Source organism: Gilliamella sp. App4-10 (assembly GCF_001690495.1).
GTDB lineage: Bacteria > Pseudomonadota > Gammaproteobacteria > Enterobacterales > Orbaceae > Gilliamella > Gilliamella apicola_G.
Map to the genome: position 1 here is coordinate 38,265 of NZ_LZGS01000039.1, position 10,348 is coordinate 48,612.

Genomic DNA, 10,348 nt, shown 5'->3' on the forward strand with positions numbered 1-10,348 from the left:
ATAAATGCTCATTGATTGTGATTTCACTTATCACTGATTTTTACTTTTAAGATAACTCCGCTGATAGTGACTATCAGCGGAAAATACAATTACAGTTAGAGGAGAACGTCTATGCTGGCTTGTGCTCAACGTCTGTAGATTCTGCTTCAGATTTGGCCTTTGCATTTAGTTCATTTTGATAAATTTTTTCCATTTCTTCCTCATACCAAGTAGAATGATTTTTTCGTGCCCAAGCACGTGATACGTAACCTGTTATCATCCCTTTAATAGAGCCTTTCACCCAAATTGCCATATAAGCATGGCCAATAGCAAGTAAAATTAAAGCTATAGCAGCAAACGAGTGGAAGAATATCGCAATACGTACAACCTGTACTGGAAAATAATCAGAAATATATTGGCGCCACATGATTAGCCCAGTAATACATAATACAAAAATTAAGCTCATAATGCACCAGAATAAAAACTTCTGACCGACATTATACTTGCCAATTGGAATACCTTCTTCTTTGCCCATAATGACGCTTTTAAAGTTTTTTAACCATACAATATCTTGTTTGTTAGGGATATTATGACGAGCAAGCTTTACAAACATAAACATCAGTAAGACAAAAACAATACAACCAATAATTGGGTGTAATGCCCTCACTAATTGTGGTGTACCAAGGAATAAACCAAACAGTTTAATTGATGGAAAAAACAAGGATAAGCCTGATAGTGCAGTAAGAATAAACAGACACACCATACACCAGTGGCAAAAACGAACAATAAGTGGTGTTCTTAAAATCATGCCTTTTTTATTCATGATGATTCTCCTGTTGTGATGAATTAGCACCATTTTTGCGACCAAAAACGGGTAATCCTAGACGTTTTCGCGCTTGTCTATCAGCTTGTTTTTCTTGTTCAATGTCATCTTCATCCACTTCAATTGCACCAACCCCCATGTAATGAAAAAGCAACCCGCCAAATGTTGCAACAAATGCAGCTGCGGATAGCGGTTTCCAAATACCTTTCCAAAATTTGACAATTTCACTAATGTGTGGGTCTTTTGGTAGGCCGTGATACAGTTCTGGTTGATCAGCATGGTGTAAAACATACATAACGTGAGTACCGCCAACACCTTGTGGATCATAAAGGCCAGCATGTTCAAAACCGCGTTTTTTCAAGTCTACAATTCGATTTTCAGCATGACGAATCATATCTTGTTTAGTGCCAAAGTGAATAGCACCAGTTGGGCAGGTTTTAACGCAAGCAGGCTCTTGCCCAACTGCAACGCGATCCACACATAAAGTACATTTGTAAGAATGATTATCTTCTTTACTAATTCGAGGAATATTGAACGGGCAACCTGCGACACAATAACCACAACCAATACAGTGTTCCGATTGAAAATCAACAATACCATTGGCGTATTGAATAATAGCGCCTTCTGATGGGCAGGCTTTCAAACAACCAGGATCAGAACAGTGCATACAGCCATCTTTACGAATCAGCCATTCAAATTTGCCGTTAACCTCAACTTCTGAATACCTCATCACTGTCCATGCTTTCGGCTCTAAATCAGCCGGATTATCATAAACGCCGACAGTATTACCGACTTCGGCACGAAGATCATTCCATTCGCTACACGCAACTTGACAAGCCTTACAGCCAATACATGTGGTTACATCAATTAATTTAGCCACTTCTTGTTGGTAATCGCGTGCTCGTGGCGCTGGCGTTAACGAATTGGTTCCCGAGCGGCGAATAATATCTTGTGTTTGTAATGACATAATTTATCTTCCTCCCTATGCCGCACTGGTCACTTTTTCAATATTGACTAAAAATGATTTATATTCTGGCGTTTGTGAATTGGCATCACCTAAATGTGGCGTTAATTCATTCACCAAAAATCCTTTCTTCGTCTGACCTGTGAATCCCCAAACAATAGGAATTCCAATAGTCTCGATTTCTTTACCATCAACAGTTAATGTCGGAAGGCGCTTTGTCACAACAGCTTTAGCTTTGATATAACCGCGATATGAAGTCACTTTTACGGTATCGCCTAGTTTTATGCCTTTTTTATTGGCTAAGTTTTCGCTGAGCTCAATAAATTGTTCTGGCTGAGTAATAGAAGCCAGTCTGGCATGTTGAGTCCAAAAGTGGAAATGCTCGGTGATACTGTAAGTGGTACCAACATAAGGAAATTCACTGGCATTTCCTAAGCGCGCCAAATCCTCTGTAAATGCCCGCGCCACAGGGCTACTCACTTGATTTGGATGTAATGGATTATTGGTAATTGGTGTTTCAAACGGTTCATAATGCTCAGGGAACGGGCCATCGACTAATCGATTTAAACAAAACAATCCGCCTAAACCATCGTTATTCATGATAAAGGCACCCGCTCCAGCACTTGGCGATAGCGTTGCAGTAAAATCAGGAACATCATTACCGTCCCAGCTTGAACCATTCCATTTTACCAGTACGCGTTTGGGATCCCATGGCTTGCCGTTTTCATCCGCCGAGGCACGATTATAAAGTACCCGCCGATTCATCGGCCATGCCCACGCCCATCCGGCATGAATACCTTTACCTGACGGATCGCTAGGATCTCGCCTTGCCATTTGGTTACCTTGCTCTGTCCATGAACCACAAAATATCCATATTCCTGATGAAGTTGTTCCATCTGCTTTTAATTGAGAAAAACCACTTAATAGCTGACCTTTTTTAAGAATAACATTGCCATTGGTATCGGTGAGATCAGCAAGGGCTCGCCCATTATAATCTTGCGCTAGCTCTTCTGCAGCAGGGCCTTCTGGATTTTGATAATCCCAAACTAAGTTATTGATTGGCTCATGATATGCCCCCCCTTCTTCGGCATATAACTCTTTCATTCTAAGAAAGATACGAGCGATGATTTCTGGATCATATAATGACTCATAAGGCGGTCTTGCTGCCGCCCAGTGCCACTGTAATAAACGCGAAGAGTTAACGATAGTGCCGTTTTCTTCAGCAAAACAGTTTGCAGGAAGCCTAAAAACTTCTGTCTGGATTTGGCTTGGATCGACATCATTCGATTCACCATGATTTTTCCAAAACTCTGCCGTTTCAGTTGGCATAGGGTCAATGCTAACTAAAAACTTCAAGTTCGATAAACCGTTACGGATACTATTTTTATCTGGTAGCGCAGCAAGAGGATTGAAACCTTGACAAATAAGACCATTGGCTTGACCATCACGCATCATTTTACTGAATCTTAATACATCATAGGTTTTATCCCATTTTGGTAACCAGTCAAATCCCCAATTGTTATCTTGAGTTGATTTATCACCATACATTGACTTCATAAAACTGACAAAGAATTTTGGGTAATTTGCCCAAAAATTAACTTCGTCTGGTCCTAGCGGTTTAGGCGTTTTTTCCTCTAAATACTGTTCGAGTGAAACTTGAGAATCTTTAGGTAAATCAAGATAAGCAGGTAAACGATTTGATAATAAACCGACATCAGTTAAACCTTGAATATTGGAATGCCCTCGTAGTGCATTAATTCCACCACCCATTACGCCAATATTACCTAAGATAAGCTGAATCATTGCAGCCGTACGGATAATTTGTGAGCCATAAGTATGCTGAGTCCATCCTAATGCATATAAAAAAGTGGCTGCTCTATCATGAGTTTTGGTGCTTGCAAGTGAGCGACAAACATGTAAAAATCCCTCAATTGGGCTTCCTGTCACTTTATTTACCATTTCAGGTGTATAACGACTGACATGATTTTTCAGTAGATTCCATACACAGCGAGGATGGCTGAGTGTTTTATCTCGAAGCGCATAACCATTTTCATCTTTTTGATATGCCCAACTGGTTGGATCATATTGGCGATTAGCTGAATCATAACCGCTAAATAACCCACTATTGGCATCAAAATTAAAATCATCACGAACAATTAAACTTGCATTACTATGGGTCACTAAATAGTCAAAGTTAACTTCGTTATTGGTAATAAGATAATTAATAATACCAAGCAAAAATGCAATATCAGATCCTGAGCGAATCGGTACATAGTGATCGGCAACCGAAGCGGTTCGATGAAAACGGGGATCAATGGCAATCAGTTCTGCGCCATTATTAATTTTTGCTTCTATGGCCCATTTAAATCCAACTGGATGAGCTTCGGCCGCATTACCCCCCATGACAATAACAACATTAGCATTTTTAATATCATTCCAGTTGTTAGTCATAGCACCGCGACCAAAAGTGGCGGCTAAACTTGATACAGAAGGACCATGACAAACCCTTGCTTGGGTTTCAAGGCTTAACATGCCTAATGCACGTGCAACTTTAAATGCCAGCCAACCTGTTTCATTACTCGCAGCAGAGGTAACAAGCCAGCCTGTTGTTGTCCAGCGATTAACTGTCGTTCCTTGTTCGTTTTTTTCAATAAAGTTTTTATCTCGGTCAGCTTTCATTAAGCGAGCAATGCGGTCAACGGCTTCATCCCAACTAATTTTTTGCCATTTATCAGAGCCTGGAGCGCGGTATTCAGGGTATTTGACACGTTGTTCACTTTTGATATAGTCAAGTACACCAGCGCCTTTAGGGCAAAGCGAACCTCGACTAACAGGATGATCTGGATCACCTTCAACGTGGAATATGGATGATTCAGCATTTTTTGCACCATCTCCACGGCTATAAAGTAGCATTCCACAGCCAACTGAACAGTAAGTACAGTTATTACGGGTTTCTTTTGATTTGAGTAATTTAAATTGGCGAGTTTGTGCAAGCGCCATATTAGGCGCTAGTCCTAGTGTGGCAACCGTTGTTCCTGCCATACCACCAGCACAGATCTTAAAGAACTGTCTACGGTTAAATAGCATATGGACTCCTTAAAAAGCTGACATTACATTATTTGATTTGTTATATTGGAATCTATTAACATCCCTATAATTTGTAATGATAATCTTTAATGGCATGGAAATAAAGGGGGAAAACGAAAATTTGATATGCGTCAAATTTTAGATAAAAGAATTATTTTTATCTCAATTTGTTTTTTACTTTCTATACTATTTAACCTATTTATAAACATAAACTTGCCCATTTGGATAAATGGACAAGTTAAAATTAATAATCTTGTTATTTTATTGTTTTAATAAAGGGGTAATTTCGTCAATAGTTTGCATTACTCTTGCGGTAATGAGAGGTTTAAGTATTGCATTCATTTTTTCAATTTTTGATAAATTAACCCCATCTTTGTCATCTAGATAACCTTGTTCTCGTAAAGAAGCAACAAGCGTTGAAAACACACCTTTATCAAAAAATTCGGGTGCATTGATGCCATGTAAAACTGATAATCGTTCAGCTATTAACCTGCCTTCTTTTTCTAATGTTGCACGACTAATCGTTGGATCTTTTTGCAATAAAGAAAACGCAATAGCATAACGTTGTAAGGTATCTTTGGATGAAGAAGCTAGTAATTGTAACCCCGACATTTTCAAAGAGTTGAGTGTTACTTTGTCGGATGAACAGTTGATTAGGCTTAATTCGACATACGATTTAATAATTCTATGAACATATTCCGTTAGTTGCTCATCATTATGATAAAGAAATAGCTCTGATTTGATTAAAGGGAAAAGTAGTTTTACTTGTTTTAAAATTTCGTCAGATGAGATATGGTTATTTTTGAGTAAAATTCTGGCTACGATGGCTGGAATAATCAATAAATGCTGAATATTATTGCGATAATAGGTCATTAAAACTGCTTGTTCTGCAGTAAGACCAACAATTTCACCTGCCTCATCGGTTGTGATCTCAAATTTTCCCATTTCTTTGGCATGTTCGAACAATTCTTCTGCAGTTTGATCTGGAATTGTTACCAAATTTGAATAAGGAATGTTCTTTAATAATTTTAATAATTTATCAATGAATTCAATTAGCCTAACTTTGGTTAACGCTTGTTGATCTGCGGCCAACAATATTGAGCAACATAAATTCATTGCATTAATTGCGGCTGAACAATTAATGTGCTCCATTATTTGTTTAGCAAGTAAATTGGTTGTTGGTGTTAACCAACTTGGGCGTTGAGTACCAGTTGGTTCAATTTCAGTTCGCCAATCAGGAACTTGTTGGTATAAAAACTGATTCAGAGGTATCGGTTGTCCAAAATTAACATAACCAAATCCTAATTTCTTTAACTTGAAAAAGGCTTTAATTGTACGCCACAAACTCTCTTTTTCTTTCTTAGCACCACGGAGTTCATTGGCATAAGTTGCGACCTCTAAAACATGTTCATAACCAATATAAACAGGAACAACAGTAATTGGTCTGGCATCACCTCTTAACTGTGTTTGTATAGTCATCATCAACATACCTGTTTTGGGATTGAGTAATCGACCTGTGCGTGAGCGCCCACCTTCAATAAAATACTCGACAGCATAACCATGGATAAATAGTTCGGCCAAATATTCACGAAAAACAGCAGTATAAAGCTTATTTCCTCTAAATGAACGACGAATAAAAAATGCACCTAGTCTTCTAAAAATAGGACCTGCTGGCCAAAAGTTCAAATTAATGCCAGCAGCGATATGGGGTGGGACTAACCCTTGTCGATAAAGCACATAGGATAATAATAGGTAATCCATATGACTACGATGACAAGGAACATAAACAATTTCGTGTCCGTTTTGCGCAAGTTCACGGACGGGATCTGCATTTGTTACTTTAAGGCCTTGATAAAGTCGATGCCAAGCCCAAGTAAGCACAAAATCTGTTATTCTTAGCATACGATAAGAAAAATTAACTGCAATTTCGTTTAGCATAGCTAATGCATTTTTTTTAGCTTTATCAAGATTAATATTTTTACTTTTAGCTTCCTCTTGTATAGCTTCTGAGAGCCCAGGATTATTTAATAATTTATTAAGCATTTCTTGGCGAACGGGTAGTTTTGGTCCGACAGATGCCATTCTTTGTTTTGCAAAATGAATACGAGCAACACGGGCTAATTTATGAGCTAAAACAGGAAGATCTTGCTGTCTATCAACATGAATATCTTTGAATGAAACTGTACGAGAAAATCGAGTATAACAGTCTCTCCCAGATGTGATTATTTTAAAAAATTTACTAGTTGCACCAAGTACTTGTAGTGATAATTTCTTTTTACCTTCAGTATCTGGTCGACGCCCAAACATGACCGAAACAGGTAACATTTGGATGTCTAGATCATGATTTTGTTGATGTGCCGAAATATAATCTCCTAAAATTTCAATTGCTTTATTTTGTTGTTGATTGGATGCAAAAATACCAGGACCTTTATCAGTATAGATATAAGCCGGTATGGTTTTTCCATTAATATCTATGCTAATTAATGGGTCAGGTAAGTTATATTGCAAACAAAGAGACCGAATTACCATCAAATCGATTTGAGAGTTGTAAGGGAGTACGTATAAAATTGGTTTGTTGTTGTCAAGATCTAATTCTATTATCGGATCAGTAGGAATCGGTTTACTATTAACAAAAAGTTTTACCAAAATTTGGATAAGAAAAAAATAAACTTGAGTCCACCAAGAAAACATAAAAAATAAACCTCATACGTTTGTGTTATTGATATACTTAACTGATTTTAATTGTTTAACCCATCAACCAAACAACAAACAACAATAAGTGTGTTTTGCTTGTAAAGCTAGATAGCTTTTTTATGCATTAAAAAGAGCAATGAATTAAAAAAATATACTTGTTATCGTTTAATCGTTAGCAAATTTACGCAATTTTCATTTCATGTAATTTTGGATAAACTAAGAAAATCAGATTATAACGATACTTAATAGTATTATAACGGTTTATTGTTACCAACGCCACGCATCTACTTGGCTTTTATCTTCAATGTTGATCTTATTTATCAAAAAAAACAAGATGATTTGCCTAAACTACGATTATTCACTTTATTTTAGGTATCTATTAGTGGTTATTATGCTTATTTAAAATGCTTGCCCTCTTAGCGAACAGAATTCAATCAATAGTTAGATAAGAGGATTAATACGTTATTTGAATTCCATCATGGGTTATAGATGTTTACATGATAGACTGTTAGATGAAGGTTATTATTTATCTCATGAACTCGTTCGTAAGTAAATGGATAAACTTAATCTTAAAGCTAAATAGTGCAAGCAATATAAACAGACAACCAATAATAAATAATAAAAACAATATATTAATTTATTTTTGGTAAAATACCTAATGATTTTTTAGAGGTTTATTTTGATAATGAAGTGTAAATAGTTCGGTGTTTTTCTACATAATTTATTGTTATTTAGCATAATAAAACTATTAACATTATCATTTTGATTAAATTAAATTAAATTAAATTAAATTAAATTAAATTTATATGGGTAATATGTTAATAAATCACTTTATAAATGACTAAATGTTTAATCTATTATGATCAAAAAATAGTTCAAAAATAAATGATTGTTGATTTTCAATATAAATAATCAATTTTTATCTGTAATTTAGTTATAAATATAAGAAATTTAAAAATTAGTTGGTAAAATAAAAAACGTCCAAAATTCTATTTGTGATTCTTAGTATTAATTTAATAAAAACAACCTATTATAAATTAACTCTTATTTTAAAAATAAGCTAAAAAGTTGGTGGAAATTTGGTTGCCAATATTTTCTTTATAAAACATTATGTTATAATTGGTGTGTTCCCTATATACATAGGGATAAACCGTCACTTGTTGCTTGAATCCCTGCATCTAATCCGTGTTCCCTATATACATAGGGATAAACCGGGTCTTTCATTCACGCAAACTAAACATGGTTTTGTGTTCCCTATATACATAGGGATAAACCGTTATGCTCGTTATAATGAAATTATAGGTGAATGTGTTCCCTATATACATAGGGATAAACCGTTTGTATTTGTATATTACACCATCAGGTACTAGTGTTCCCTATATACATAGGGATAAACCGGGGACAGGCATAAACTACGAAATGATTCGCAGAGTGTTCCCTATATACATAGGGATAAACCGATCAGATAAGCATGATTCGCAGAAATTCAGAAGTGTTCCCTATATACATAGGGATAAACCGCAACAGGACGCGTCATTGATATTGTAGGTAGAGTGTTCCCTATATACATAGAGATAAACCGATAGCCACATTGTTCACTTTCTTTTATAATATTGTTCTATTTTTATCTATGGTTGGCTTAAAAAGAGTAATTGGCATGAAAATTTTAGCTGGTTCTTCTGCTTTGTCTGCATTTCGTTGTAAATACCCCAAACTTAGTACAAGATTCAAGTAGAAAATCATGCTGTTTGTTTTAGTGTTTTATATTCGAGCGGTGTCATGTTATTTAATGCCTCATGCGGTCTTTCGGTGTTATAAATCGTTAACCATTCTTCGGTTATTCTCCTTGCTTGCGCTAAGTTGTTAAAAAGATATAAATCGAGTACTTCAGTACGATAGGTGCGATTAAATCGTTCAATGTACCCGTTTTGATATGGGCTACCGGGCTCTATATAATCAATGGCTATATCATGTGATTTAGCCCAGTTTATAAAGGTTTTTCCTGTAAATTCTGGTCCATTATCGACGCGTATTTTTAATGGATAGCCATGATATTCAGCCAGTTTATCTAAGTAACGGGTAACTCTCACTGCCGGTAAGCTTACTGCAATATCAATACCTAACGCCTCACGATTAAAGTCATCAATGACATTGAATGTCCTAAAGCGACGTTGATTACAGCTACTGTCACTCATAAAATCCATTGACCAACATTCACCTTGTTTATTAGGAACCAATAGCCTTTCTGGGCTTCGTGGAGGAATACGTTTTTTACGCTTTACCCTGAGATTAAGCTTTAATTCACAATACACCCGATATACCCGTTTATGATTCCATTTATAGCCGAGCTTTCTGATACGATTAAAGCATTTAGGAAAGCCCCAGCGTAAATGCCGGTCTGTGATAGCATTCAATACCGAAACAATCACCGAATCATCCTGTAACTTAGGTTGATAATAGTAAGCACAACGACTTAAGCCAACAATGGCACAACTCATAGCAATAGTAACCAAATGATTTTGTTGTAGTTGCTGTGCCCACGTTTTACGTGCCCCAGTTGGCACTAAAGCTTTTTTATGATTTCTTCCTGAAGCTGAGATTTTAAACTGAGCTCAGCAAACATCTGTTTAAGTTTACGGTTTTCGGCCTCCAGCTCCTTTAAACGTTTGATATCCGAGGTTTCCATACCACCGTATTTATCTCGCCATTTATAGAAAGTTGAATTCCCCATGCCATATTTACGGCAGAGTTCCTTGACAGGAATACCTGCTTCAGCTTCTTTTAAAATAGCGACGATTTGA

Annotated in this window: 5 protein-coding genes and 1 CRISPR repeat array; all 5 genes read right to left on the reverse strand. The window is 36.4% G+C overall.

Translation table 11 applies throughout. The features are described 5' to 3' along the window. Positions 1-109: 109 nt before the first annotated feature. Positions 110-802 carry a formate dehydrogenase subunit gamma gene (locus A9G23_RS08680; protein ID WP_065587238.1) on the reverse strand — a complete coding sequence of 231 codons (693 nt, stop codon included), beginning with the start codon at positions 800-802 and terminating at the stop codon, positions 110-112. After that, positions 795-1,769: a formate dehydrogenase subunit beta gene (gene fdxH / locus A9G23_RS08685; RefSeq protein WP_081297009.1), complete on the reverse strand. Its 975-nt coding sequence runs from the start codon at positions 1,767-1,769 to the stop codon at positions 795-797. The genes A9G23_RS08680 and fdxH overlap by 8 nt, the downstream gene beginning before the upstream one ends. 15 nt (positions 1,770-1,784) lie before the next feature. Further along, the gene (fdnG, locus tag A9G23_RS08690) at positions 1,785-4,853 is read right to left on the reverse strand and encodes a formate dehydrogenase-N subunit alpha (RefSeq protein ID WP_081297010.1); all 3,069 of its coding nucleotides are present in this window, start codon (positions 4,851-4,853) and stop codon (positions 1,785-1,787) included. Positions 4,854-5,114: 261 nt separating this feature from the next. Continuing rightward, positions 5,115-7,544: a glycerol-3-phosphate 1-O-acyltransferase PlsB gene (gene plsB, locus A9G23_RS08695; protein WP_065587239.1), complete on the reverse strand. Its 2,430-nt coding sequence runs from the start codon at positions 7,542-7,544 to the stop codon at positions 5,115-5,117. A 1,127-nt stretch (positions 7,545-8,671) separates the two neighbouring features. Continuing rightward, positions 8,672-9,129: direct repeats of the CRISPR family, unit length 29 nt; unit sequence GTGTTCCCTATATACATAGGGATAAACCG. A gap of 157 nt (positions 9,130-9,286) precedes the next feature. Next, positions 9,287-10,348, reverse strand: a protein-coding gene (locus A9G23_RS08700; protein WP_442899765.1) for an IS3 family transposase whose coding sequence is annotated in 2 segments (ribosomal slippage) — positions 9,287-10,122 and positions 10,122-10,348 — 1,063 coding nt annotated over the 2 segments. Because the reading frame shifts where the segments join, the coding sequence is not laid out codon by codon here. This gene is flagged as partial in the annotation.